The 22,399-nt window shown below is 70.7% G+C and carries 29 protein-coding genes and 1 pseudogene; 19 read left to right on the plus strand and 11 right to left on the minus strand.

Annotated features, from left to right (window positions below; translation table 11 throughout):
- The first annotated feature begins 37 nt into the window (after positions 1-37).
- Complete coding sequence (locus ACFY0F_RS09995) at positions 38-781, plus strand: hypothetical protein (protein ID WP_388791434.1); 744 nt, start codon at positions 38-40, stop codon at positions 779-781.
- Positions 782-961: 180 nt separating this feature from the next.
- On the opposite strand, the gene ACFY0F_RS10000 is transcribed toward ACFY0F_RS09995, so the two are convergent.
- From ACFY0F_RS10000 to ACFY0F_RS10025, 6 genes are all read right to left on the minus strand, one after another.
- A complete protein-coding gene (locus ACFY0F_RS10000) occupies positions 962-2,416 on the minus strand; it encodes an ATP-binding protein (protein WP_388791436.1) in 1,455 nt (484 codons plus the stop codon).
- Positions 2,413-3,147 (minus strand): response regulator transcription factor, encoded by a 735-nt coding sequence (locus tag ACFY0F_RS10005; RefSeq protein WP_388791438.1) that lies wholly within the window; start codon positions 3,145-3,147, stop codon positions 2,413-2,415. The genes ACFY0F_RS10000 and ACFY0F_RS10005 overlap by 4 nt, the downstream gene beginning before the upstream one ends.
- 85 nt (positions 3,148-3,232) lie before the next feature.
- Positions 3,233-3,439 carry a hypothetical protein gene (locus ACFY0F_RS10010; RefSeq protein ID WP_388791440.1) on the minus strand — a complete coding sequence of 69 codons (207 nt, stop codon included), beginning with the start codon at positions 3,437-3,439 and terminating at the stop codon, positions 3,233-3,235.
- A gap of 27 nt (positions 3,440-3,466) precedes the next feature.
- Entirely contained in the window at positions 3,467-4,618 is a 1,152-nt protein-coding gene (locus tag ACFY0F_RS10015) for a S1C family serine protease (protein WP_388791442.1), read from the minus strand.
- Positions 4,619-4,784: 166 nt separating this feature from the next.
- Positions 4,785-5,807: a LacI family DNA-binding transcriptional regulator gene (locus ACFY0F_RS10020; protein ID WP_388791444.1), complete on the minus strand. Its 1,023-nt coding sequence runs from the start codon at positions 5,805-5,807 to the stop codon at positions 4,785-4,787.
- A gap of 105 nt (positions 5,808-5,912) precedes the next feature.
- The gene (locus ACFY0F_RS10025; RefSeq protein WP_388791446.1) at positions 5,913-6,692 is read right to left on the minus strand and encodes a response regulator transcription factor; all 780 of its coding nucleotides are present in this window, start codon (positions 6,690-6,692) and stop codon (positions 5,913-5,915) included.
- Between the two features lie 170 nt (positions 6,693-6,862).
- On the opposite strand from ACFY0F_RS10025, the gene ACFY0F_RS10030 reads away from it, so the two are divergent.
- The 8 genes from ACFY0F_RS10030 to ACFY0F_RS10065 all read left to right on the plus strand — a co-directional run bounded on the left by ACFY0F_RS10030 (position 6,863) and on the right by ACFY0F_RS10065 (position 12,507).
- The gene (locus ACFY0F_RS10030; protein WP_388791448.1) at positions 6,863-7,699 is read left to right on the plus strand and encodes an alpha/beta hydrolase; all 837 of its coding nucleotides are present in this window, start codon (positions 6,863-6,865) and stop codon (positions 7,697-7,699) included.
- Between the two features lie 48 nt (positions 7,700-7,747).
- Positions 7,748-8,002 (plus strand): MoaD/ThiS family protein, encoded by a 255-nt coding sequence (locus ACFY0F_RS10035; RefSeq protein ID WP_388791450.1) that lies wholly within the window; start codon positions 7,748-7,750, stop codon positions 8,000-8,002.
- Positions 8,003-8,005: 3 nt separating this feature from the next.
- Positions 8,006-9,313, plus strand: a complete 1,308-nt coding sequence (locus tag ACFY0F_RS10040) for a hypothetical protein (protein ID WP_388791452.1) — start codon at positions 8,006-8,008, stop codon at positions 9,311-9,313.
- Positions 9,314-9,448: 135 nt separating this feature from the next.
- A complete protein-coding gene (locus ACFY0F_RS10045; protein WP_388791454.1) occupies positions 9,449-10,186 on the plus strand; it encodes a DUF2993 domain-containing protein in 738 nt (245 codons plus the stop codon).
- 196 nt (positions 10,187-10,382) lie between these two features.
- Entirely contained in the window at positions 10,383-10,463 is an 81-nt protein-coding gene (locus ACFY0F_RS10050; protein ID WP_350751515.1) for an Ms5788A family Cys-rich leader peptide, read from the plus strand.
- 129 nt (positions 10,464-10,592) lie between these two features.
- A complete protein-coding gene (locus ACFY0F_RS10055; protein WP_388791456.1) occupies positions 10,593-11,438 on the plus strand; it encodes a sulfurtransferase in 846 nt (281 codons plus the stop codon).
- A gap of 51 nt (positions 11,439-11,489) precedes the next feature.
- Complete coding sequence (locus ACFY0F_RS10060) at positions 11,490-11,777, plus strand: DUF1416 domain-containing protein (RefSeq protein ID WP_054243838.1); 288 nt, start codon at positions 11,490-11,492, stop codon at positions 11,775-11,777.
- 472 nt (positions 11,778-12,249) lie between these two features.
- The gene (locus ACFY0F_RS10065; protein WP_388791458.1) at positions 12,250-12,507 is read left to right on the plus strand and encodes a DUF3099 domain-containing protein; all 258 of its coding nucleotides are present in this window, start codon (positions 12,250-12,252) and stop codon (positions 12,505-12,507) included.
- A 10-nt stretch (positions 12,508-12,517) separates the two neighbouring features.
- Here the strand turns inward: ACFY0F_RS10065 and ACFY0F_RS10070 are convergent, their stop codons facing one another.
- From ACFY0F_RS10070 to ACFY0F_RS10080, 3 genes are read right to left on the minus strand one after another with little or no spacing between them, the layout of a single operon-like run.
- Positions 12,518-12,880: a DsrE family protein gene (locus ACFY0F_RS10070; RefSeq protein WP_388791460.1), complete on the minus strand. Its 363-nt coding sequence runs from the start codon at positions 12,878-12,880 to the stop codon at positions 12,518-12,520.
- Positions 12,877-13,104, minus strand: coding sequence for a hypothetical protein (locus ACFY0F_RS10075; RefSeq protein WP_388791462.1), 228 nt, complete (start codon positions 13,102-13,104; stop codon positions 12,877-12,879). The genes ACFY0F_RS10070 and ACFY0F_RS10075 overlap by 4 nt, the downstream gene beginning before the upstream one ends.
- Complete coding sequence (locus ACFY0F_RS10080; RefSeq protein ID WP_388791464.1) at positions 13,101-13,442, minus strand: hypothetical protein; 342 nt, start codon at positions 13,440-13,442, stop codon at positions 13,101-13,103. Before ACFY0F_RS10080 ends, ACFY0F_RS10075 begins: the two co-directional genes overlap by 4 nt.
- Before the next feature lie 164 nt (positions 13,443-13,606).
- On the opposite strand from ACFY0F_RS10080, the gene ACFY0F_RS10085 reads away from it, so the two are divergent.
- The 5 genes from ACFY0F_RS10085 to ACFY0F_RS10105 all read left to right on the plus strand — a co-directional run bounded on the left by ACFY0F_RS10085 (position 13,607) and on the right by ACFY0F_RS10105 (position 17,166).
- Entirely contained in the window at positions 13,607-14,449 is an 843-nt protein-coding gene (locus ACFY0F_RS10085) for a helix-turn-helix domain-containing protein (RefSeq protein ID WP_388792387.1), read from the plus strand.
- Positions 14,431-14,634 carry a DUF397 domain-containing protein gene (locus ACFY0F_RS10090; protein ID WP_388791466.1) on the plus strand — a complete coding sequence of 68 codons (204 nt, stop codon included), beginning with the start codon at positions 14,431-14,433 and terminating at the stop codon, positions 14,632-14,634. Before ACFY0F_RS10085 ends, ACFY0F_RS10090 begins: the two co-directional genes overlap by 19 nt.
- Positions 14,635-14,846: 212 nt before the next feature.
- The gene (locus ACFY0F_RS10095; RefSeq protein ID WP_388791468.1) at positions 14,847-15,422 is read left to right on the plus strand and encodes an FABP family protein; all 576 of its coding nucleotides are present in this window, start codon (positions 14,847-14,849) and stop codon (positions 15,420-15,422) included.
- 331 nt (positions 15,423-15,753) lie between these two features.
- Positions 15,754-16,191, plus strand: coding sequence for a Fur family transcriptional regulator (locus ACFY0F_RS10100; protein WP_388791470.1), 438 nt, complete (start codon positions 15,754-15,756; stop codon positions 16,189-16,191).
- Between the two features lie 9 nt (positions 16,192-16,200).
- Positions 16,201-17,166, plus strand: a complete 966-nt coding sequence (locus ACFY0F_RS10105) for a YgfZ/GcvT domain-containing protein (RefSeq protein WP_388791472.1) — start codon at positions 16,201-16,203, stop codon at positions 17,164-17,166.
- An 18-nt stretch (positions 17,167-17,184) separates the two neighbouring features.
- Here the strand turns inward: ACFY0F_RS10105 and dtd are convergent, their stop codons facing one another.
- Positions 17,185-17,610, minus strand: coding sequence for a D-aminoacyl-tRNA deacylase (dtd, locus tag ACFY0F_RS10110; protein ID WP_388791474.1), 426 nt, complete (start codon positions 17,608-17,610; stop codon positions 17,185-17,187).
- 157 nt (positions 17,611-17,767) lie between these two features.
- On the opposite strand from dtd, the gene ACFY0F_RS10115 reads away from it, so the two are divergent.
- From ACFY0F_RS10115 to ACFY0F_RS10125, 3 genes are all read left to right on the plus strand, one after another.
- Positions 17,768-18,394, plus strand: coding sequence for an aerial mycelium formation protein (locus ACFY0F_RS10115; protein WP_388791476.1), 627 nt, complete (start codon positions 17,768-17,770; stop codon positions 18,392-18,394).
- Between the two features lie 123 nt (positions 18,395-18,517).
- Positions 18,518-19,756, plus strand: coding sequence for a GNAT family N-acetyltransferase (locus ACFY0F_RS10120; RefSeq protein WP_388791478.1), 1,239 nt, complete (start codon positions 18,518-18,520; stop codon positions 19,754-19,756).
- Between the two features lie 340 nt (positions 19,757-20,096).
- Complete coding sequence (locus ACFY0F_RS10125) at positions 20,097-21,011, plus strand: winged helix-turn-helix domain-containing protein (RefSeq protein ID WP_388791480.1); 915 nt, start codon at positions 20,097-20,099, stop codon at positions 21,009-21,011.
- 19 nt (positions 21,012-21,030) lie between these two features.
- On the opposite strand, the gene ACFY0F_RS10130 is transcribed toward ACFY0F_RS10125, so the two are convergent.
- Positions 21,031-21,219, minus strand: coding sequence for a hypothetical protein (locus tag ACFY0F_RS10130; RefSeq protein WP_132852555.1), 189 nt, complete (start codon positions 21,217-21,219; stop codon positions 21,031-21,033).
- 119 nt (positions 21,220-21,338) lie between these two features.
- Here ACFY0F_RS10130 and ACFY0F_RS10135 point away from each other — a divergent pair.
- Together ACFY0F_RS10135 and ACFY0F_RS10140 are read left to right on the plus strand one after the other, a co-directional pair.
- Positions 21,339-21,638, plus strand: a pseudogene (locus ACFY0F_RS10135) (GntR family transcriptional regulator); the annotation flags it as partial.
- Positions 21,638-22,399 carry an HAD family hydrolase gene (locus ACFY0F_RS10140; protein ID WP_388791482.1) on the plus strand — a complete coding sequence of 254 codons (762 nt, stop codon included), beginning with the start codon at positions 21,638-21,640 and terminating at the stop codon, positions 22,397-22,399. The pseudogene ACFY0F_RS10135 and the gene ACFY0F_RS10140, both read left to right, overlap by 1 nt.

The raw sequence follows: 22,399 nt of genomic DNA on the forward strand, positions 1-22,399 counted from the left end.
TCATGCGTGGCTTCCCGCATGGCAGAAGGATGGATCCATGCCTGGATACCGCAAGAACCGGACCTTGTTGGTTGCGGCCGCGCCCCTCGTGCTCATCGCCGTCTCCGCGTGTTCCTCGGGCGCTGTCAGCGACAAGGAGGCAAGCAGGCTCGCCTCCAGCCCGGCCGCTGTCCAGGCACGCCAGCAGGCACGGCGAACACTGCTGCAGACCATCGGTTCCTATGATCGGCGCACTTCCCTCACCCTCGCCCTGACCGTCGTACAAGACACGTGCTCGCCAGGCCGGGCACGCGAGTGGATCGAATCCGACGGCGACGACAGCTACAAGGTCAACTGCACCATGCGCGCCACCGCCTACTACGGCGCCGACCGCAAGCACGTGGGAGACGTACTCGACAGCATCCTCGCCGCGGGCGACGAGCCGGGGACGGGCATCCCCTTCAGTCACGACTACTACAGGGACCATCTCGTCGCCTACTACCGGGGCAAGGGCCCCAACCCGCTGGCCGGTTCCCAGCCCAAAGGGCAGACAGTCACCGAACCCGCTCCGGAAATCTCCGATACCTCACAGAGGCTGGCCTGGGACCCCGCCCACCCCACACGAGCGGATCACCCGGTTCCCGAGCCGCCCCCGTGCCCAGCCGGCAAGCCTCCGCTGAGCCGCTGCACCCGCGAACCGGCCCACAGGACAGTCGCCGACATCCGTAAGCAGTACGGCATGGTGTTCACAGTCGACTTGAGCGACCCCGAGTACTACGAAGTCTTCAAGAACGGCAATTAGGGCCTGTCCGGCGGATCATGCCGTGGTCGCGGGGCTTGGCACGCCCTCCCCCACTCTCGGCTTCGCTCGAGCGGGCGGTGCCCCCACCGGCGTTGTCGTCGGTTGCCGACTCCTAGTTGTATTGATCACGAGCGTTGTCAACGCTGGTCCGGCGGCTGAGGGACGACCCGCCCGGGTGCCTTACGGCACCTCGGGCGGAGCCGTCGGCGCCCCCGGCAGTCGTACCGTCGCCACCGTGCCGCCGCCCTCCGCGCGGGCGAGGGAGACCTCGCCGCCTGCCTGCTGGACCGTGCGGGCGACTATGGACAGGCCGAGGCCGGAGCCGGGGAGGGCGCGGGCCGAGGGGGAGCGCCAGAAGCGGTCGAAGACGTGGGGGAGTTCGTCGGCGGGGATGCCGGGGCCGTGGTCGCGGACCGTGAGGACGCCGCCGGTGAGCTGTACGTCGATCACCCCGCCCTCGGGGCTGAACTTCACCGCGTTGTCCAGGATGTTGACCACCGCCCGCTCCAGCGCGGCCGGCTCCGCCCGGGTGTACCAGGGCTCCAGCGACGCCGTGATGGTCAGCTCCGGGCCGCGCAGGCGGGCTCGGCGCAGGGCCGCCTCCACGGTGTCCTCCAGGGAGACCACCTGCACGCGTTCGCCGCGCTGGGCCTCCGAGCGGGACAGTTCCTGCAGGTCGCCGATGAGCGAGGCCAGCTCCGTCATCTGGGCCTTCACCGAGGCGAGGAGCGCCTTGCGGTCCGCCGGGGGGAGGGGGCGGCCCGTCTCCTCGCTCCGGGTGAGGAGTTCGATGTTCGTGCGGAGGGAGGTGAGGGGCGTGCGCAGTTCGTGGCCCGCGTCGGCGATGAGTTGTTGCTGCAGCTCGTGGGAACTGGCCAGGGCCGACGTCATCGAGTTGAAGGAGCGGGAGAGACGGGCGACCTCGTCCTCGCTGTCCTCCTCGACCGGGATGCGGATGCTCAGGTCCTCGGTGCGGGCGACGTGTTCCACGGCTTCCGTGAGCTTGTCGACGGGGCGGAGACCGGCGCGGGCGACCGCGAGGCCGGCGGCGCCTGCGCCGACTACTCCGATACCGGAGACGAGGAGGAGGATGAGGGCCAGGTCGTTGAGGGTGTTCTGCGTGCCCTTGAGGGGGACAGCGACGACGAGTCCGATGTTGGGCCCCGTCTCCCCTGTGGCGGGGACGTGCGTGGCTCCCAGCGGCCTGGTCATCACACGCACCGCGTTGCCGTGCGCGTCGGTGCCGTTGCGGAAGTAGACCCGGTTGTCCGCGTTCTTGATCTCGTTCTTGTCGTCCTGGGTGACCTTGATCCGGTCGGTGGCGCCTGGGAAGAGGCAGACGGTTCCGTCTTCCTTGACCACTTGGGAGTAGGAGGTCCGGTAGTAATCCTTGTCCGGCTGTGCTGTGTCCGTACAACTCGCGAGCGCGATGTTGATCGGCCCGTCGCTTTGGGTGACCGGCCCCCTCGTTTGCTTCATCAGGTCATCGTTCAGCTGGGCGTACAGCTTCCCCTGCACAATGAACCAGCACGTCACCGAAACCGCCGCCACCGCGAACGCCACCGCCGCCGCCACCAGCAGCGCCAGCCGGGAGCGGATGGGGAGGGAACGGTAGCGGCGCAGGAGCCGTTTCACTCGGCGCCGCCCTGTCGTAGGACGTAGCCCACGCCGCGCACGGTGTGCACGAGGCGCGGCTCGCCGCCGGCCTCCGTCTTGCGGCGGAGGTACATCACGTAGACGTCCAGGGAGTTCGACGACGGCTCGAAGTCGAAGCCCCAGACCGCCTTCAGGATCTGCTCACGGGTGAGCACCTGGCGCGGGTGGGCCATGAACATCTCCAGGAGCGTGAACTCGGTGCGGGTCAGCTCCACCTGCCGGGTGCCGCGGGTGACCTCGCGGGTCGCGAGGTCCATGCGCAGGTCGGCGAAGGTGAGGGCCTCGTCCTCCTGGGCCTGGGCGGAGACGGCCGCCGCGTAGGAGCTGCGGCGCAGGAGGGCACGGATGCGGGCGAAGAGCTCGTCGAGTTCGAAGGGCTTGACCAGGTAGTCGTCGGCTCCGGCGTCCAGCCCCGTGACCCGGTCGCCGACCGTGTCGCGTGCCGTGAGCATCAGGATCGGGGTGGTGTCGCCCGCGCCCCGGATGCGGCGGGCGGCCGTCATGCCGTCCATGCGCGGCATCTGGATGTCCAGGACGACCAGGTCCGGCTTGTAGGCGGTCGCCTTCTCCAGGGCGTCCGCGCCGTCGACCGCGACCTCGGTGTCGTACCCCTCGAAGGCGAGGCTGCGCTGGAGTGCTTCGCGTACGGCGGGCTCGTCGTCGACGATCAGGATGCGCTGGGGGTCACGGTCGCCTTCGGCGGGGCTCATCGCTCGGGGTTCCTCGGGGTGCGGTGGGTGCGGGTCGCTCTCAGCCTCGCACGTCTGCGGGCCGGGTCGTAAGAACGGAGCGGCGTCAGCCACGGACCGCGGTCAGGCGCTTGAGCGGGACCTTGTGGCGGTGCGGGTGGGCGGCGGCGGGGACGCGCAGGCCCATCAGCTGGGGGGCCGCGACCTCGGGGGCGCGCGGCGCCGGTGCGTGGAGGTCGTACGCCGTCTCGAGGGCCAGGGCGATGCCGGCCGGGTCGGTGTCGGCGACCGTGTGCGTGACCTGCTTGATCATGACGTGCTCCTGACGTATGGGGGAGGCTCAGCTGGTGGAACCCGACCGCAGCTTGGCGAGGTCGGACTTGACCGTGTTGATCGGGATGGCGAAGCCGAGGCCGACGCTGCCCGCGTCGGAGGACGAGGACGCCTGGGCGCTCGAGTACATGGCGGAGTTGATGCCGACGATGTTGCCGCCGGCGTCGATCAGGGCGCCGCCGGAGTTGCCGGGGTTCAGCGAGGCGTCGGTCTGGATGGCCTTGTAGGTGGTGGTCGAGGAGCCGGTGTCGCCGTTGAACTGCCGGCCGCCGAACTGGAACGGCCAGCGTCCGTCGCCGCCCTGGTTCTGGCCCTGGCCCTGGTTCTCGTCCGTGGAGACGGTCACGTCACGGTCGAGCGCGGAGACGATGCCGCTGGTGACGGTGCCGGTCAGGCCCTCGGGGGAGCCGATCGCCACGACCGTGTCGCCGACCTGGACGCCGTCGGAGTTGCCGAGGGTCGCCGCCTTGAGGCCGGAGGCACCGCTCACCTTGATGAGGGCGAGGTCCTTGGAGCTGTCGGTGCCGACGACCTGGGCGGTGTACGACTTGCCGTCGCTGGTCGTCACCTTGATCGACGAGGCGCCGGAGATGACGTGGTTGTTGGTGACGATCTCGCCGCCCGAGGAGATGATCACCCCGGAGCCGGTGGAGGAGCCGTCGCTGAGGGTCGCCTGGATCTCGACCACGCTGGGGCTGACCGCGGCGGCGATCGCGGCGACGTCACCCTTCTTGCCGACGGGCACCACGTTGGTGGTGGTGCTGGTGGCGGCGACGGTGTCCGTGCCGGTCAGCTCCTGGAAGGCGTACGCCGTGCCGCCGCCCACGGCCGCGGCGACTATCGCGACGGCGGCCAGCAGGGCGAACGGACCCCGGGTGCGCTTCTTCTTCGGCGCCGGACCGGTGGCGGCCTGGCCGGCGTCGCCCGGGACGGTGGTGAGGAGAGCGGTGCCGCCGCCGTGGCCGCCGTCCGAGGCGCCCGCGCCGCCCGCGACCGTGCCCGGCTCGACGGCGACCGGCTGCGCGGGCTGGTACGCCGGCGGGGCCGGCCAGTCGGGGTTCACGGGGGAGGAGGCGTGCTGCTGCTGGGGGTACGCGCCCTGGTAGGCGTCGCCCTGGGGGTTCTCGTACGCGCCGCTGCGGCGGAAGCTCTCGGTCATGTCATAGAGCTTTGCCCGCGATCATGAGAGCTTCCTGAGTGCCCGCTGAGAAGCCCGGCAGAACCTCGTATGCCCGATATAAAGACCGTCCTCGCAGGTCGGGGCGGGCTCTCAGGCGGCCTTCATCGTGGCAGGTACAGGGGGATTCACAGCGCCGGGCGCCGTGTCACTTGCAGCCGCAGGACCGGCGGACCACCAGCCGGGAGGGGAACGTCTTCAGCCGTTCGCGCCGGGAGCCCGCCACCCGCAGACCGTCGTCGAGGACGAGGTCCACGGCGGCCCGGGCCATCGCCGGGCGGTCCGAGGCGATGGTGGTCAGCGGCGGGTCGGCGAGCGCCGCCTCCTTGATGTCGTCGAAGCCGGCCACCGCCAGCTCGCCGGGGACGTCGATGCGCAGCTCGCGTGCGGCGCGCAGCAGGCCGATCGCCTGGTCGTCGGTGGAGCAGAACACCGCCGGCGGGCGGTCCGGGCGGGAGAGCACCTCCAGGGCCACGCGGTAGGCGTCGTAGCGGTTGTACGGGGCCTCGAAGAGCCGGCCCTCGGTGGGCAGCCCGGCCTCGGTCATCGCGCGCCGCCAGCCCTCGACGTGGTCGGAGACCGGGTCGCCGACCGCCGGGGTCTCGGCGGTGCCGCCCATGCAGGCCACGTACTCGTAGCCGTGCTCCAGCAGGTGGCGTACGGCGAGCTGGGCGCCCCCCAGGTCGTCCGTGACCACGGCGACGTCGTCGATGGCCTCGGGGCGCTCGTGCAGCAGCACCACCCGGGCGTCCCAGGCGTCGATCTCGGCGGCGGCCAGGTCGTTCAGCGCGTGCGAGACGAGGATGAGGCCGGAGACGCGCATGCCGAGGAAGGCGCGCAGATAGTGGACCTCGCGTTCGGCGATGTAGTCGGTGTTGCCGACCAGGACCATCTTCCCGCGCTCGGAGGCGGCCTGCTCGACCGCGTGCGCCATCTCCCCGAAGAAGGGCTGGCGGGCGTCCGGGATGATGAGGCCTATCAGGTCGGTGCGGCGCGAGGCCATCGCCTGGGCGACCCGGTCGGGCCGGTACCCCAGCTCCTTGATCGCGGCGAGGACACGCTCGCGCGTGGCCGGGGCGACCGGCCGGGGTCCGTTGTTGATGACATAGCTGACCACGGCGGTGGAAGTCCCCGCCAGCCGAGCCACATCGTCCCGAGTCACCTTGGCCACGCGCGGAGTCTACGCGGAGAGACCCGCTCTGGGCAGGGCATTCGGAGCCCGCTGTGCGGCGACGAAGCCCTGCGTGAGTGCGGAGTGAGCGCGGACGGGCGCCTGCTACGCCTCCGCGGGGACCCCGGAGGCGTCCAGGGCGGGCGAGCTGTCCTCGTTGCCCGGTTTTGAGTGGGAGGTCTTCGTCTTGCTCTCGTCCGAGGCGCGGTCCCCCTTCTCGGGGGTAACGAATCGGTAACCGACGTTCCGGACGGTTCCGATCAGCGACTCGTGCTCGGGCCCGAGCTTGGCGCGCAGCCGTCGTACGTGCACGTCGACCGTGCGGGTGCCGCCGAAGTAGTCGTAGCCCCAGACCTCCTGCAGGAGCTGGGCGCGGGTGAACACCCGGCCCGGGTGCTGGGCGAGGTACTTCAGCAGCTCGAACTCCTTGAAGGTGAGGTCGAGCACCCGGCCCTTGAGCTTGGCGGAGTACGTCGCCTCGTCCACCGACAGGTCGCCGTTGCGGATCTCCATCGGGGAGTCGTCGGCGACGATCTGCTGCCGGCCCATGGCCAGCCGCAGGCGTGCCTCCACCTCGGCGGGGCCGGCGGTGTCGAGCAGTACGTCGTCGATGCCCCAGTCGGCGGTGACGGCGGCCAGGCCGCCCTCGGTCACGACCAGGACGAGCGGGCAGCCGGGGCCCGTGGAGCGCAGCAGCTGGCACAGGCTGCGCACCTGCGGCAGGTCGCGGCGGCCGTCGATCAGGATGACGTCGGCGCCGGGGGTGTCGACGAGTGCCGGCCCCTCGGCCGGGGCCACGCGCACGTTGTGCAGCAGCAGGCCCAGGGCGGGCAGCACCTCCGTCGACGGCTGGAGGGCGTTGGTCAGGAGCAGCAGAGAACTCATACGTCTGGTTCCTCCTCGGTCCCTGCGAGGACGTGTGCGGTACGGAACTGCTCTGCGATCCCGAAGGCCCGTACACCTGCGGTTTCCCGCTTCGTATACAACGCTTCCGAAAGCACAAAAGGACCCGGGGGCAACACTGCCCGAGTCCTCTGCCCAGCAGAATAGCCCACATGAGCAACAGTCCGGCAGGTCATGTGGCACGTTCCACCGTTCGTCCGAAGGGTGAGACGAGCAGAGGCACCCCTTTGCGGACGTTTCTGCACACTGCTGACGGGGTCGCGATCGATTCCGTATACGACCCGGGGTCGGCCGTATACGACGCTTCCGCGCCACCCTCCCGTGACCTGGTGTTCGTCGTCGCACACGGGTTCACCGGCGCCGTGGACCGGCCGCATGTGCGAAGGGTGGCGGGGGTGCTCGCCCGTTACGGGGCCGTCGTCACCTTCTCCTTCCGGGGGCACGGTGAGTCCGGCGGCCGGTCCACGGTCGGCGACCGGGAGGTGCTGGACCTCGCCGCCGCGGTCGAGTGGGCCCGCGGCTTCGGGCACGCGCGCGTGGTCACCGTCGGCTTCTCGATGGGCGGCTCGGTGGTGCTGCGGCACGCGGCGCTGCACGAGGGCACGGACGCCGTCGTCTCGGTGAGCGCGCCGGCCCGCTGGTACTACCGGGGCACCGCCCCCATGCGCCGGCTGCACTGGCTGGTCACCCGGCCCGAGGGCCGCCTGGTCGGCCGCTACGGACTGCGTACCCGCATCCACCACCGGGACTGGAACCCGGTGCCGCTCTCCCCGGTCGAGGCGGTGCCGAGGATCGCGCCGACCCCGCTGCTGATCGTGCACGGCGACAGCGACGGCTACTTCCCCGTCGACCACCCCCGGATGCTGGCCGACGCGGCCGGTGACCACGGCGAACTCTGGCTGGAGCCCGGCATGGGCCACGCCGAACACGCGGCGGACGACGCGCTCCTGGCCCGGATCGGGAACTGGGCGGCCGTCCGGGCGGGCTAGCCTGGCCTCATCCGTCTCTTACTTACCTTCGTCCATACGAGGAACCAGATGTCCAAGGTCACGGTGCGCTACTGGGCCGCCGCCAAGGCCGCGGCCGGGGTCGCCGAGGAGCCGTACGACGCGGCGACCCTCGGCGAGGCGCTCGCCGCGGTGCGGGAGCGACACCCCGGCGAACTCGCGCGCGTACTGCAGCGATGCTCGTTCCTCATCGACGGTGACCCGGTGGGGAGCCGCGCACATGAGACGGTACGGCTGGCCGACGGCGGCACGGTCGAGGTGCTTCCGCCGTTCGCAGGAGGGTGAGCGATGACCGACCAGCCGTATGAGGGCCAGAACCCTTACCAGCGTCAGGGGTACGACGGACACCAGGGGCAACAGGCGTACGAGGGCCACGAGCCGTACCAGCAGCAGGCGCCGCAGCCGCAGCCGCAGCAGCCGCCGCAGGCGTGGCCCGGGCAGGCGGGGTACGACCAGAGCGGGTACGACCAGAGCGGGTACGACCGGTCGGGGTACGGCCGGACGGGTCACGGCCCGTCCGGGTACGGCCCGTCCGGGTACGACCAGGCCGGGTTCGGCCAGGCCGCCGGGTACGACGAGCAGCACACCCAGCAGTGGCAGGGCCAGACCTGGGAGACGCAGGTGCACGCGCCCGTGCAGCCGCCGGTGGCGGCCGCCGAGACGGCGTACCTGCCGCAGCAGGGCTACGAGCCCGCCGCGCCCACCCACCCGCAGCCTCCCGCGGCGCCCCAGCCCCCCACGCCCCAGCCCGCCGCATCGCAGCCCCCCGCGGCTCAGTCACCCTCCGCGTCGCCGTCCGGCCCCGGCTACGGCCCGGCCACCCTCTCCGGCAACGCCCGTATCACCGACGCCCAGCGGGCCCGCCTGGAGGGCCGCTCCCCGATCATCGAACCGGGCATGCAGCCGGCCGCGCTGACGGCGCTGCTCGGCCTGCTGCTCTCCGGTGCGGCGGCCGTCGGGACGTACGCCCTGGTCGTGCCGCTGGTGCTGCTCCAGGCGGTCACGGCCGCCGGCTGGTTCCGGCTGAACGGCATGTGGCCCGCCCGGCAGGGCATCGCCCTCGCCTTCGCGGGGGCGCTCACCGCGGACGTGGCGGTGCTGGTGGCGGGCCGGGAGAACGCGCCGGCCGCGATCCTCGGTCCGCTCGGGATCTGGGTGCTGCTCACCCTCGTGCTGCAGCTGCGCTCGCACGCCTCTCCCGACGAGCGTATGTACGGCCTGATGGCGACGGTCGTCTCGACGGCCCTCGCGGTGATCGCCACCGGCTACCTCGGCGCCGACCCCGACGCGGTGACGGTCGGCGCGGCGGCGGTGGCGGTCGCCCTCCTCGCCCGCGCGCTGCCACTGCCGACCCCGGCCTCCGTGGCCGTCGCCGTGCTCGCCGCGGCGGGCGCGGGCATCGCGCTGGGCGGTGTGACGGACCTGGGCACCAAGGGCGCGGTCCTGGGCGCCGCCGCCGCGGTCTGCGCCCTGGTCGGCCACCGTGTCGCCGCCTACGACTACCCCTCCCGCTTCGTCCACTTCACGGCCGGCGTGGCCCTGCCGCTGTCGACGGCGGCGCCGGTGGTGTGGGTGCTGGGGCGGGCATTGGGGTAGCCGGAAGGCGTGGACATGGGGCCCCTGTCACAGATGATCGACAATTTCCCTGCGGCTCGCCCCCGCAGGGATACCGTCGGCGTTGCACCACACGTGTCCGAGCGCCACAAGACCGCCTGACCGGGGGAACAACTGATGCGCGCCCTGCGAGTACTTCTGATCGTCGTCGTGATCCTGGGCATCCTGTTCGTGATCGTCGACCGCGTCGCCGTGCACTTCGCGGAGGGCGAGGCCGCCGACAAGCTCAAGGCGACCCAGAACCTCGCCGAGACCCCCGACGTGTCGATCAACGGCTTCCCCTTCCTCACCCAGGTGGCGGGCGGCTCCCTGGACGACGTCGAGGTGGGCATCAAGGACTACGAGGCGGCCACCGGCAACGGCAACGAGCAGATCCGCATCGACGACCTCAAGGCCGACATGAAGGACGTCGAGTTCTCCGGCGACTACAGCTCCGCCACCGCGTCCACGGCCACCGGCACGGCGACCATCGCCTACGACGAGTTGCTGAAGGCCGCGAAGGCCGAGCCGACCCAGGTCGCCCCCGGGGTCACGGCCCATGTGGTCGGCCTGTCCGACGGCGGCAACGGCAAGATCAAGGTCGCGGTGGATCTCAAGGTCCCGGCCCTGAACGTCGACAAGACGGTGCCCCTGCTCAGCACGGTCACCGTCGTGGGCGACACGGTGAAGGTGCGCGCCGACAACCTGCCCGCGGTCGGCGGTATCGCCCTCGCCGAGAACCGGATCCGGGAGATCACCGACATCAAGCAGGCCATAGACCGGCTGCCCGGCGGCATCAAGCTCGACTCGGTGCGGGCGGCGCCGAACGGCGTCGAGATCACGGTGAAGGGTTCGAACGTCAAGCTGGCCGGGTAGGACAGCAGCGGTGGACAAGGGCGTCCGAGTGGCGAGACGCCCGCGTCCGTGACGCAGCTGCCCCGGCCGCGCCCGACGCCCGGAGGGCCTTTGCGTGGGCCGCCTCGCCCTCTCGCGTCCCACATGGCGGACGATCCCATCTCAGTATGCGACACCCCGGTGACACGCCCCGTTGTCCGTCCCTACGATCGAGCCCATGAAGCGACAGGCGGATCTCACGAAGCGGCGGGCAGTGGACCTGTGCCGCGTTGCCGCCATGCTCTGTCGCCCCTTCTGAGCGGAAGCCCGACTTCCGCGCTCACCCCCCTCGCCCCGCCCTGCTCAGGGCACCCGTGTGCTGCCCCTGCCCGGGCCACGCACCCACGCACTCGCACGCCCCGCCGTAACTGCCCCGGAGGAGAAGAGCATGAGCCGCAGCGACGTCCTGGTCGACGCCGACTGGCTCCAGGAGCACCTGGACGACCCGACCATCGCCATCGTCGAGGTGGACGAGGACACGTCCGCCTACGAGAAGAACCACATCAAGAACGCGATCCGCATCGACTGGACCAAGGACCTGCAGGACCCGGTCCGCCGCGACTTCGTCGACCAGGAGGGCTTCGAGAAGCTCCTGTCGGCGAAGGGCATCGCCAACGACACGCTGGTGATCCTCTACGGCGGCAACAACAACTGGTTCGCGTCGTACGCCTACTGGTACTTCAAGCTCTACGGCCACGACAACGTCAAGCTCCTCGACGGCGGCCGCAAGAAGTGGGAGCTGGACGCCCGCGAGCTGGTCGACGGCACCGACGTCCCCGAGCGCCCGGCCACCCAGTACAAGGCCAAGCCGCAGGACACGTCGATCCGCGCGTTCCGCGACGACGTGGTCGCCGCGATCGGCTCGCACAACCTGGTCGACGTGCGCTCGCCCGACGAGTTCTCCGGCAAGCTGCTCGCCCCCGCCCACCTGCCGCAGGAGCAGTCGCAGCGCCCGGGCCACGTCCCGTCCGCCCGCAACATCCCGTGGTCGAAGAACGCCAACGACGACGGCACCTTCAAGTCGGACGACGAGCTCAAGGAGCTCTACGCCGAGGAGAACGTCGACCTGGCCAAGGACACCATCGCCTACTGCCGCATCGGTGAGCGCTCGGCCCTGACCTGGTTCGTCCTGCACGAGTTGCTGGGCGTGGAGAACGTCAAGAACTACGACGGCTCCTGGACCGAGTACGGCTCCCTCGTCGGCGTGCCGATCGAGCTCGGCGCCAACAAGTAACCCACCCGACCGACCTTCCGGTCAGACCCAAGACCCCCTCTGGAGAAAGACATGTGTGGAGCGAAGGCCGGCGGCCCGGACGCCTCGACGATCAAGCCCGGTGAGACCACGATCCAGGGTCAGGTGACCAAGGACGGCGAGCCGGTGACCGGCTACGTCCGTCTGCTGGACTCGACCGGCGAGTTCACCGCGGAGGTGCCCACCTCCGCCACCGGGCAGTTCCGCTTCTACGCGGCCGAGGGCACCTGGACCGTGCGCGCCCTCGTCCCCGGCGCCACCGCCGACCGCACGGTCGTCGCCCAGCAGGGCGGCCTCGCGGAGGTCGCGATCGCGGTCTGAGCAACCCTCAGCACCGGCCGAAGGGCCGCACCCCCGGGTTGGACGCCTGGGTGCGGCCCTTCCGGCTGCCCGGCCCCACGCCCTCGCGCCCGCCGCACGGGCCGAGCGGCGCCCGCCCCCCTACGCCCCACCTTGACGCGGACCTCGCACTGCTGCGCAGGCTTCGGCCCGCTGCGCCGGACTCCGTCCGTCGACCTCGCGCCCGCCGCACGGGCCGAGCGGCGCCCGCCCCCCTACGCCCCGCCTTGACGCGGACCTCGCACTGCTGCGCAGGCTTCGGCCCGCTGCGCCGGACTCCGTCCGTCGACCTCGCGCCCGCAGCACGGGCCGAGCGGCGCCCGCCCCCCTACGCCCCGCCTTGACGCGGACCTCGCACTGCTGCGCAGGCTTCGGCCCGCTGCGCCGGACTCCGTCCGTCGACCTCGCGCCCGCAGCACGGGCCGAGCGGCGCCCGCCCCCCTACTCTGGAGTCATGTACGCACGGCGACGGCGCTGGTACTTCGCCATGATGGGGACCTGCATCGGTCTCTTCGTCCTGGCCTGGGGAGTCGTACGCATCTGGTCGGTCCCGGCGGCCGTCGGGATGTGCGTGGTGGCCATGGTCATCCCGCCCGTGGCCGCGATGGTGGCCAACCGGCGCGGCCCGGAGGACCGCTGGTGGGACGACCCCTCCGGCGACCCGCAGTCCGACGAGTGGTGGGACGAGCTGGACGGCAAGAAACGCAGGTGAGGCGGGTGTCTCAGTAGACGAGCGCCTGCGTCTCGTCCGCCAGCGCCTCCTGTACGAAGACCTGGGCGCCCGCGATGCGTACGCCCTCGATGACATCCTTCTCGGTGATCTCCCGGCGGGCCGCGCACTGCGTGCACAGGGTGATCCGCCCGGCCGCCAGGATCGACTCGATCAGATCCGGCAGCGGCGCCGCGTGCGGCAGCTCGAACTCGGCGGCCCGGCCCGGCAGGGCGAACCAGGACGACTCCCCGGTCAGCCACAGCGACACGTCGACCCCGCTGGCCACGGCCACCGCCGCCACCGTGAACGCCTGCGAGCAGCGCTCGGGGGCATCGGCCCCGGCCGTCACCTTGATCACGAGCTTCTTGGTCATGCCGGAAGCGTAGCCGCGACGGCGATCGTCACGAGCAGCGCGGCCACGCAGAGGGCGGTGAGTACGCCGCTCAGGACGGCCCTGTCGACCGGCGGGCGCCTGCGCCTTCGCCGGGAGCGCGGGTCGAACGGAGGAAGCGCGAAGGCCGGGTACAGCGGTGCCCGGTCGCGCGGTGCGGCGTGCTGTCGCCGCCTGCACTCCTCGTACGGCAGGCGGCCCCTCATGCCCTGTGCTCCCGCCGCCGGTGCTGCCTCAGCAGGACGTTGGCGTCGGTCTCCGCACTGCGGTCGTACTCGGCGCGGGCGGCCTCCCTGAGCCCGGCCAGTTCCGCGCAGTCCGGACAGCCCGGGACCGGCAGGGGCGGACGGCTCAGGTCGTCGGCGAGGCGTTCCCGGTCGGTGGCGGGGCGGAGCGAAGCCGGGTCGGCTTCCCACTCCCTTCCGCCACCGACGGGACGCAGCAGCGCGTACGGACCCGCCTTGTGCTGGTACTCGCCGACCTTGGCGGTCGCCGGGTCGTAGAGGAGGGATCCGGGTTCGAGGGGCTCCGACTTCGTTGTCATCGAGCTCCGCTCCTTTCGGTGAACTCCTGAGCGCAGTGCGACGGGCGAACTACGCTGCGTGGTGGGACGCCTTGAGCATGGCGCACAAAAAGCGCGTTTGGGCAGTTCAGGGGCCCAACTTCAACGCTGACCCGGCCAAATTCAACAAATTCAACAGGAGCGCGATGCCGCAACGGTTGGTGATCACAGGGCGCAGCCAGGAGCCGAGGGGGCGATTCGCCGAGGAGCTGCGGCGCCTGAGGACCGAGCGGGGTCTGAGCCTTCGGGACCTGGCGAAGGAGATGGGCTGGGACTCGTCCCAGTTCAGCAAGATGGAGAGCGGGCGGACGCTGGGCGGGCCCGAGGTCGTACAGGCGCTGGACCAGTTCTATGGGACGCCGGGGTTGCTGGTGACGCTGTGGGAGCTGGCTGTGGCGGATCCGACGCAGTTCAAGGAGCGGTATCGGCGGTACATGCTGCTGGAGGCGGAGGCGGTGAGCCTGTGGCACTACGGGGTGAGCATCCTTCCCGGACTTCTCCAGACGGACGGGTATGCCCGTGAGGTGCTCGCACTGGGAGGAGCCAGGGGCGAGGAACTGGACCAGCAGGTCGAGGCCCGGACCGGGCGGCGGAAGCTACTGGAAGAGGGCGATGCCCCGCCGTTCCGGGCTCTCCTCGCAGAGGCGGTGCTGCGGACCCCCCTGCGGGACGTGGGCGAGTGGAGGCGACAGTTGGAGCACCTGCTCGAGGTTTCGGAGCGGCCAAACGTCACGATGCAGGTCCTGCCGCAATGCGTCGGACTGCACGGTCTGGTGAGCACGGCAGTGATGTTCCTGCGGCTGCTGGACGGGCGGACGGTGGCGTACACCGAGAATGCCCTTCGAGGCGAACTGGTGGAGGAAAACGCATCTGTTGAGCATCTGCACCGTGCGTACGATGCGATGCGTGACCAGGCTCTGAACCCGGCCGAGTCGCGCAAGTTCATCCTGCGGATGTTGGAGGAAATGCCGTGCGAGCCATCGACCTGAACGGCGTGACCTGGCGCAAGAGCAGCTACAGCAATCCGGACGGCGGCGAGTGCGTCGAAGTCGCTGACAACGTCCCCTCCCTCGTCCCCGTCCGGGACAGCAAGGACACCAGCCGCACCCCCCTCCTCTTCACCGCCCCGGCCTGGACGGCCTTCCTCGACGAAGTCAAGCGGCGGCGACACTGAGGGGCCGACCTCGCCAAGAGGCCCGGACCCCGGCCGCGTAAGCTGGGGCCCGGCTCTGTGTACGCCCACACCCCGCTCAAGGAGCACCCCGTGGAGATCTTCTTCGAAACCCTGCTGGTCCTGGTCTGCGTCGGCGTTCTCGCCTTCGCCGGACTGACCGTGAAGAAGCTGTACCAGGGCCAGCGCTGACCCCCACCTAGGAACCGCCGATCATGATCGAGATCCCGTCCGACCTCCACAAGGACCTCGTCCCGCTCGCCTTCCTGCTCGGCAACTGGGCCGGCGCGGGCGTGCACGACTTCCCCGGCTCGGAGAAGTGCAACTTCGGGCAGGAGGTCACCTTCACCCACGACGGCCGGGACTTCCTGGAGTACCACTCCCGCACCTGGGTGCTGGACAACGACGGGAACAAGGTCCGCCCGCTGGAGTCGGAGTCCGGCTTCTGGCGGATCGACGACGCCCGCAAGGTCGAGGTCACGATGACCCGCGACGACGGCGTCATCGAGATCTGGTACGGCGAGATGGCCGACAAGAAGCCGCAGATCGACCTGGTCACGGACGCCGTGGCCCGCACGCCCGCCTCCCCGCCCTACACCGGCGGCAAGCGCCTGTACGGCTACGTCAAGAGCGACCTGATGTGGGTCGGCGAGAAGCAGACCCCCGAGGTCGAGCTGCGCCCGTACATGTCCGCCCACCTGAAGAAGGTCGTCACCCCCGAGGAGGTCGAACGCTGGGCCAAGGCCCTCCCGGACGACCTGCCGGACGACGGGATCGCGTTCTTCAAGTAGCTCCCGTGCCTCTTCCGGACCCCTCCGGCCTTGTCGGCGGGGTCCGTTTCATCTCAGGGTTCACCTACACGGAGCCCCGGTCGCGGCATGCCTGCGACCGGGGCTCCGGAGGCTGTGCCCTGGGTGGCTTGCGATGCAGAGGCGAGCCCAGAACGTTCACCGCAAACGTTAGCAGCGCCGACGCCGCCGAGACCGTCAGGCCGGGCTGGTCGAGGCCGGTGCCGAGCATGAGGTGATCGCTGCCATGCCCGCCGACTCCCTGGCTGTGCCGTCCGCCGGGGCATGAGATGCGCACGGCGCACCGAGTACGTGCGGCCCTAGACTGGACGCCGTGGTGAGCACCGACTGGAAGAGCGACCTCAGGCAGCGCGGCTACCGGCTGACGCCGCAGCGGCAACTCGTGCTCGAAGCCGTGGACACCCTGGAACACGCGACCCCCGACGACATCCTCAGCGAGGTGAGGAAGACGGCGTCGGGGGTCAACATTTCCACCGTGTACCGGACGCTGGAGCTCCTGGAGGAGCTCGGCCTGGTCAGCCACGCCCATCTGGGGCACGGCGCTCCCACCTACCATCTGGCCGACCGGCACCACCACATCCATCTGGTCTGCCGGGACTGCCAGAACGTGATCGAGGCGGATGTCGCGGTGGCGTCCGAGTTCACCGCCAAGCTGCGTGAGACGTTCGGTTTCGACACCGACATGAAGCACTTCGCGATCTTCGGGCGCTGCAAGGACTGCGCGCTGAAGAGTTCAACTACCGAGTCGTAGGCTTTGCGTATGAAGAGCCCCCTGCTGTCCCTGCCCGGTGCCGTCCCCGCCGAGGGCGCGGACGACGGAGTCGCCGCCCACTACGGCGACCTTTTCCGTGAGCAGCGCGCCCTCGCCGACGGCACCGGTTTCGTCGACCTCTCCCACCGCGGTGTCGTCACGGTCACCGGCGAGGACCGGCTGAGCTGGCTGCACCTGCTGCTCACCCAGCACGTCAGCGAGCTCCCCCCGGGCCGGGCCACCGAGGCGCTGATCCTGTCCGCGCACGGCCACATCGAGCACGCCCTGTACCTGGTGGACGACGGCCGGACGGTGTGGGCGCATGTCGAGCCCGGCACCCAGGAGGCGTTGCTGGCGTACCTGGAGTCGATGAAGTTCTTCTACCGGGTCGAGGTCGCCGACCGCACGTCCGACACCGCGGTGGTGCACCTGCCGGCCGGTTCGATCGCCGAGGCGCCCGAGGGTGCCGTCGTACGCGAGACGGCGTACGGGCGTGATCTGTTCCTGCCGCGCGCCGACCTGGAGTCGTACGCGGAGACCGCCGGGCCGCCGGCCGGGATCCTCGCCCACGAGGCGCTGCGCGTCGAGCAGCACCGGCCCCGCCTCGGCTTCGAGACCGACCACCGCACCATCCCGCACGAGCTGGGCTGGATCGGTACCGCCGTCCATCTGCAGAAGGGCTGCTACCGCGGCCAGGAGACCGTCGCCCGGGTGCAGAACCTGGGCAAGCCCCCGCGCCGCCTGGTCTTCCTGCACCTCGACGGCAGCGAGGTCCACCTACCGCCGCACGGCACGGACATCCGCGTCGCGGACGAGGGCCCGGACGGCCGCCGGATCGGCTTCGTCACCACGTCCGTACGCCACCACGAGCTCGGCCCCGTCGCCCTGGCGCTGGTGAAGCGGAACGTGCCGGTGGACGCGCGACTGGTGGCCGGGGACACGGCGGCGGCGCAGGAGGTCGTCGTCGAGCCCTGAGCCGCCGGTCAGGAGGGCTCAGATCTCCAGCAGGACGGTGAACGGGCCGTCGTTCGTCAGCGAGACGCGCATCTGCGCGCCGAACCGGCCCGTGGCCACCGTCGCGCCCAGGGCGCGCAACCGGGCGACCACCTCGTCGACGAGCGGCTCGGCCACATCGCCGGGGGCGGCCGCGTTCCAGGTGGGGCGGCGGCCCTTGCGGGCGTCTCCGTAGAGGGTGAACTGGCTGATCACGAGGAGCGGGGCGTCGATGTCGCTGCACGACTTCTCGTCGTGCAGCATCCGCACGGACCACAGCTTGCGGGCGAGCTGGGCCGCCTTCTCCTTCGTGTCCTCGTGCGTGACCCCGACGAGGACGCACAGCCCCTCGCCGGTGATCTCTCCCACGGTCCGCCCGTCCACGACGACGCTCGCGCCGTCCACCCTCTGCACCACTGCTCGCATGCCGACCATGATGCCGGGTGCCGGTGAGGGGTTCCGAGGCGGTCCATTTTTGCTCCTTAACGGCCTATCTGGGGCCGTTCGGGGGCTCTCGGTCGTATAGCGGTCACTTGGGGTGGCACGATGCTTCCGTACGCGGTCGAGGGGACGGTAGAGGCACATGAGCACACCGAGTACTGGGCATCTGTGGTTGCAGGAGATTCAGCGGCCGCCCACGCAACGCGTGGACAGCCCGGAGCTGCCCGCGGAGCTGCCGGCCGAGCCGCCCGAGCCCGACCTGACCCGGCTGAGCCTGCCCGAACTGCGGGCGCTGCGCCGGGACGCCCAGCGTGACGAGGCGGACCTCAGCTACGTACGGCGGCTGCTGCAGGGCCGGATCGACATCCTGCGCGCGGAACTGGCCCGCCGGGACCCGAAACCGCCCGTCGCCGCCGGGGACGGCCCGCGGGACGCGACCGTGATGGCCTCCGTGGTGTCCCGGCTCCCGGAGATCCTCACCGACGCCCCGGCCCGCCACCGGTCCTCGGCCCGCCACGTCACGCTGGGCACCCCGCACAACGAGGAGTACCGCCGGCTGGCCGCCGACATGCTCGCCGAGGTGGAACTCTCCGACCTGCAGGCCCGCACCGACGCCGAACTGGGTGCCGCGATGGGCCGTCTCGTCCGCTACGAGCAGCAGGTCTCCGGTCGCCGCCAGCATCTGCAGCGCACGGCGGACGACTGCGGCGCGGAGATCACGCGGCGCTATCGGGAGGGCGAGGCGCAGGTGGACGACCTGCTGATGTGAGGCGGCCGGGGCGTGCGTCCGGGGCGTGCGGCGGGGGCGGGTGGTGGCGCGCGGGGGCGCGGGGGCGCGGGGGGCGTGGAAATCCTCGCGACACGCCTTTGCCGCACGCCTACCGTGGCCCCCATGACCGATGTACGTCCCATCCAAGAAGCCGAGTTCGCCGACTGGCACCGCGCCCTGAACACCGGTTTCCTCCGTGAACCGACTCCGACCGCGGAGCAGCACGAGGCCCGCCGGCTGCAGTTCGTCCCGGGCCGTCTCCTCGGCGCCTTCGACGGCGACCGGTGTGTGGCGACCTTCCGTTCCTTCGCCCAGGAACTCACCGCGGTGGGCGGCGCCGTCGTGCCCGCCGACGCCATCTCCAACGTCACGGTCACCCCCACGCACCGCCGCCGCGGCCTGCTGACCCGCATGATGAGCCAGGACCTCGCCGCCGCGAGGGAGCGCGGGGACGTGGTCGCCACCCTGATAGCCGCCGAGTACCCGATCTACGGCCGTTACGGCTTCGGCCCCGCGACCTGGATGACCGAGTGGACCGTCGACGTCCTCCGCAGCGGCCTCGACCCCCGCGGCCCGGTGCCGGCGGACGGCGGGCGCATCGACCTGGTCGACGCCGAGGACGTCCGCAAGCTCGGGCCGGAGCTACACGAGCGCGTCCGCCGCGCCCAGCCCGGCGCGGTCGGTCGGGACGAGGTGTGGTGGCGGCTGGCCACGGGCGACCTGGACTTCATCGGGAAGCGGCCCGAACCCTTCTACGCCGTCCACCGCGCGCCGTCCGGCGAGGTCGACGGCATGGTGTCGTACAGGTGCGACGAGAAGTGGCAAGGCGACCAGCCGCAGTGCACCGCCGAGGTCAAATGGCTGCTGGCCGCCACCCCGGCCGCCGAGCGCGCCCTGTGGCACTACGTGTGCTCGATCGACTGGGTCACGCAGGTCAAGAGCGGCTGGCGGTCCCCCGACGACCTGCTGCCCTACTACCTCCCCGACCCCCGCGCGGCGCGGATCACCACGCAGGCGGACTGGCTGTGGGTGCGGATCCTGGACGTCGTACGGGCCATGGAGGCGCGGACGTACGAGGGTGAGGGCTCGCTGGTGCTGGAGGTCGTCGACCGGCAGGGACTCGCCGGCGGCCGGTTCCGGCTCGAGGTGTCGCCCGAGGGCGCGTCCTGCACGCCCACGGCCACGCAGAGCGCCGAACTCACCCTCGACGTCGGCGACCTGGCCGGTGTCTGGCTGGGCGGCGAGTCCGTGGCCCGGCTCGTGACGCTGGACCGGGCCCGGGAACACCGGGCGGGAGCCGCCCGGGTGGCCGACGCCCTGTTGCGTACGTCCAGGCGACCGTGGTGCCCGGACCTCTTCTGAAGGCTCCCTCCTGCTTCTGAGGGCTGCCGCCTGCCGGGAACGGTGCAGGCCGGTCAGTACTGTCCGAAACCGTACTGACCGGCCTGTGCCGACTCATCCGTAGCGTGCTTGTTCAGTTGTGGCTGTGCGCATCCGTGTTGAGTTGTCGCTGTTCGGTTGTGACTGTGCTCGGGCCGGGGTCCCAGCTCCCCTCCGGAAGGGAACCCGGTGGGCCAACCAACCGGGGGATTGGCCATGTTCTCCAAGTTGGCCGCCAACTCCACTGTACTTATCTCCGTTTGGAAGCGTCTCATAACCACCTTTCACTGAACTGCCGCAAGATGGCGGGAAGTTGTACTGTTTGACCGTGGACCCGGAACCCGCCTCCGCCAATGGGCCGAAGAGGCCACCACGGCCACAGAAGTCACATCGCGAGGTGGCCGACGAACTGCGCGCCCGGATCAGGTCCGGGGTGCTCAGGCCGGGCCAGCGCATGCCCACGCAGGCCAGGCTCGCGGACGAGTTCGGAGTCGAACGCGGGGCCGTGCGCCAGGCCCTGCGGATCCTGCAGTCGGAGCACCTGCTCACCAACGTGACGAAGGGCAGTCCGGCCACCGTGGCCCCGGACCTCGGTCACGGCCGCGCGCCCGCCGGGCCGCCCGCCCCGCCCGAGCCCACCATGGTGGGCCTGGCTCCGCGGATAGCCGCCGCCTTCGCCGCCCCGCACGTCGAGATCGACGCCCTGTGCCTCACCTCGGTCTCGCTCACCCTCGCGATCGGTGAGCCGCTGCGCCAGATCCACGCGGGGCATATGAAACCGGCCAAGGTCGACGTCCGTGTACTGCTGCCCAGCCGCGACATCGACCTGGCCTTCCCGGCCCCGGTGGACGGCTCGGCCGCGGATCTGCTGCACAGGCGCTGGCTGACCCAGCGCAACGCCCAGGGCCAGGTGCTGCGGCACAATCTGCTGGCGCTGCGCGCCACGCACGGCATCGACGTACGGGTGTCCTTCCGTGCCCTGCCCTTCACCCCGCCGGTCAAGCTGTACCTGCTCAACGGCACGGAGGCGCTGTTCGCGTACTACACGCTGACGCGGCACGAGCGGGAGATCGACCACGAGCAACTGGAGCTGTACGACGCCGAGGGCACGCAGTCGATGCTGTTCGCCTTCGAGCAGGGCGCCGGACTGCGTGACGCGACGTTCGTGGAGCAGTCGCGCCTGTGGTTCAACGCCCTGTGGGAGACGATCAGTTCGGACCTCGTGCTCACGGCGTGAGCCGATCGGGGCGAGCGGTTCAGAGAGCGGGGCCCGCGAGCAGGACGGCGAGCAGGACGGCTCCGGCCGAGCTGACGGCCGGGCTCTTGGCCTTGAGGCCGATGCTGAGCATCAGCAGGCCGACGATGCCGGTGGCGCCGTACTTCCACTGCACGATCTGTTCGAAGCCGACGACGAAGACTGCGGAGATGAGGGCGAGGGCAGGCACGGTGGTTCCCCCTTCAGGTTGCCAGGATGCAAAACTTCCGCCAACCGAACCAAGTTGGCAACCAACTTTGCATAAGTTGTCCCCACTTGGCGTTGATTTATAAACAACCCATGGACAACCTCTGCGGCACCCACGACATCGACGTGAACGTCACCTTCCGCGCGCTGCCCTTCACCCCGCCGTTGAAGCTCCACCTCCTCAACGGAACCGAGGCGCTGATCGGCTACTACATGGTCACCCGCCGTGCGGAGCCCACGGACAGCGGAACGCTGGAGATGTACGACACCCTCGGATCGCAGTCCCTGCTCTTCTCCTTCGAGACACGGCGGGGCCGGCGGGACGAGGCGTTCGTGCGGCAGTCGCAGAAGTGGTTCGACGCCCTCTGGGAAACCATCACCTCGGACCTGACACTCTCCTAGTGACTCCTGATACGCAACGGAACGGGCCGGTACCCGACGGAACCGAGCCCGAGACCGACACGACGGCCGCGACGGAAGCGCTCCACGAAGTGATCAACCGGGCCCGGGTGGTGCTGTGGGACTTCGACGGCCCCATCTGCCGCCTGTTCGCGGGGCACACCGCGGAAGGGGTGGCCGGTGAGCTGGTGGAGTGGCTGGGGAGCCGCGGGCTGCACGGGCTGCTCACGCCGGAGGAGCGCCGGTCGCCGGACCCGCAGATCCTGCTGCGCGCCGTGCAGGACCGGCACCCCGGTTCCGGCCTGGTGGCGGAACTGGAGGAACGCCTCACCCAGGAGGAGCTCCGGGCCGTCACGTCCTCGATGCCCACCGCGTACGCCGATCCCCTGATCCGGACCTGGGCGGCGACCGGCTCTGCGATGGCCGTCACGACCAACAACTCCGCGCGTGCGGTCCGCGCCTATCTGGCCGGCCGCGGCCTGCTCAGCTGCTTCGCCCCGCACATCTACGGCCGCACCCAGGAACTGCACCTCCTCAAACCCGACCCCTACTGCCTCCACCAGGCCCTGAGCGCGACCGGGACGGCGCCCTCGGCCGCCGTGATGATCGGTGACTCCCCCACGGACTGGGAAGCCGCCTCCCGGGCCGGTGTCCCCTTCGTCGGCTACGCGCGCAACGAGCGCAAGGAGCACGCACTGCGGGCGGTCGGTGCACAGCACATCACCCGCACACTGGAGACATTGCTGCGCGTGGTTCGTCACTAG

The organism is Streptomyces sp. NPDC001544, from assembly GCF_042894285.1.
GTDB lineage: Bacteria > Actinomycetota > Actinomycetes > Streptomycetales > Streptomycetaceae > Streptomyces.

Coding starts and splice junctions, on each gene's coding strand:
- ACFY0F_RS09995 (WP_388791434.1), top strand. CDS start 38: ATGCCTGGATACCGCAAGAACCGGACCTTGTTGGTTGCGGCCGCGCCC.
- ACFY0F_RS10005 (WP_388791438.1), bottom strand. CDS start 3,147: ATGAGCCCCGCCGAAGGCGACCGTGACCCCCAGCGCATCCTGATCGTC.
- ACFY0F_RS10010 (WP_388791440.1), bottom strand. CDS start 3,439: ATGATCAAGCAGGTCACGCACACGGTCGCCGACACCGACCCGGCCGGC.
- ACFY0F_RS10015 (WP_388791442.1), bottom strand. CDS start 4,618: ATGACCGAGAGCTTCCGCCGCAGCGGCGCGTACGAGAACCCCCAGGGC.
- ACFY0F_RS10025 (WP_388791446.1), bottom strand. CDS start 6,692: ATGAGTTCTCTGCTGCTCCTGACCAACGCCCTCCAGCCGTCGACGGAG.
- ACFY0F_RS10030 (WP_388791448.1), top strand. CDS start 6,863: ATGAGCAACAGTCCGGCAGGTCATGTGGCACGTTCCACCGTTCGTCCG.
- ACFY0F_RS10035 (WP_388791450.1), top strand. CDS start 7,748: ATGTCCAAGGTCACGGTGCGCTACTGGGCCGCCGCCAAGGCCGCGGCC.
- ACFY0F_RS10040 (WP_388791452.1), top strand. CDS start 8,006: ATGACCGACCAGCCGTATGAGGGCCAGAACCCTTACCAGCGTCAGGGG.
- ACFY0F_RS10045 (WP_388791454.1), top strand. CDS start 9,449: ATGCGCGCCCTGCGAGTACTTCTGATCGTCGTCGTGATCCTGGGCATC.
- ACFY0F_RS10050 (WP_350751515.1), top strand. CDS start 10,383: ATGAAGCGACAGGCGGATCTCACGAAGCGGCGGGCAGTGGACCTGTGC.
- ACFY0F_RS10055 (WP_388791456.1), top strand. CDS start 10,593: ATGAGCCGCAGCGACGTCCTGGTCGACGCCGACTGGCTCCAGGAGCAC.
- ACFY0F_RS10060 (WP_054243838.1), top strand. CDS start 11,490: ATGTGTGGAGCGAAGGCCGGCGGCCCGGACGCCTCGACGATCAAGCCC.
- ACFY0F_RS10065 (WP_388791458.1), top strand. CDS start 12,250: ATGTACGCACGGCGACGGCGCTGGTACTTCGCCATGATGGGGACCTGC.
- ACFY0F_RS10070 (WP_388791460.1), bottom strand. CDS start 12,880: ATGACCAAGAAGCTCGTGATCAAGGTGACGGCCGGGGCCGATGCCCCC.
- ACFY0F_RS10075 (WP_388791462.1), bottom strand. CDS start 13,104: ATGAGGGGCCGCCTGCCGTACGAGGAGTGCAGGCGGCGACAGCACGCC.
- ACFY0F_RS10080 (WP_388791464.1), bottom strand. CDS start 13,442: ATGACAACGAAGTCGGAGCCCCTCGAACCCGGATCCCTCCTCTACGAC.
- ACFY0F_RS10085 (WP_388792387.1), top strand. CDS start 13,607: ATGCCGCAACGGTTGGTGATCACAGGGCGCAGCCAGGAGCCGAGGGGG.
- ACFY0F_RS10095 (WP_388791468.1), top strand. CDS start 14,847: ATGATCGAGATCCCGTCCGACCTCCACAAGGACCTCGTCCCGCTCGCC.
- ACFY0F_RS10105 (WP_388791472.1), top strand. CDS start 16,201: ATGAAGAGCCCCCTGCTGTCCCTGCCCGGTGCCGTCCCCGCCGAGGGC.
- dtd (WP_388791474.1), bottom strand. CDS start 17,610: ATGCGAGCAGTGGTGCAGAGGGTGGACGGCGCGAGCGTCGTCGTGGAC.
- ACFY0F_RS10115 (WP_388791476.1), top strand. CDS start 17,768: ATGAGCACACCGAGTACTGGGCATCTGTGGTTGCAGGAGATTCAGCGG.
- ACFY0F_RS10120 (WP_388791478.1), top strand. CDS start 18,518: ATGACCGATGTACGTCCCATCCAAGAAGCCGAGTTCGCCGACTGGCAC.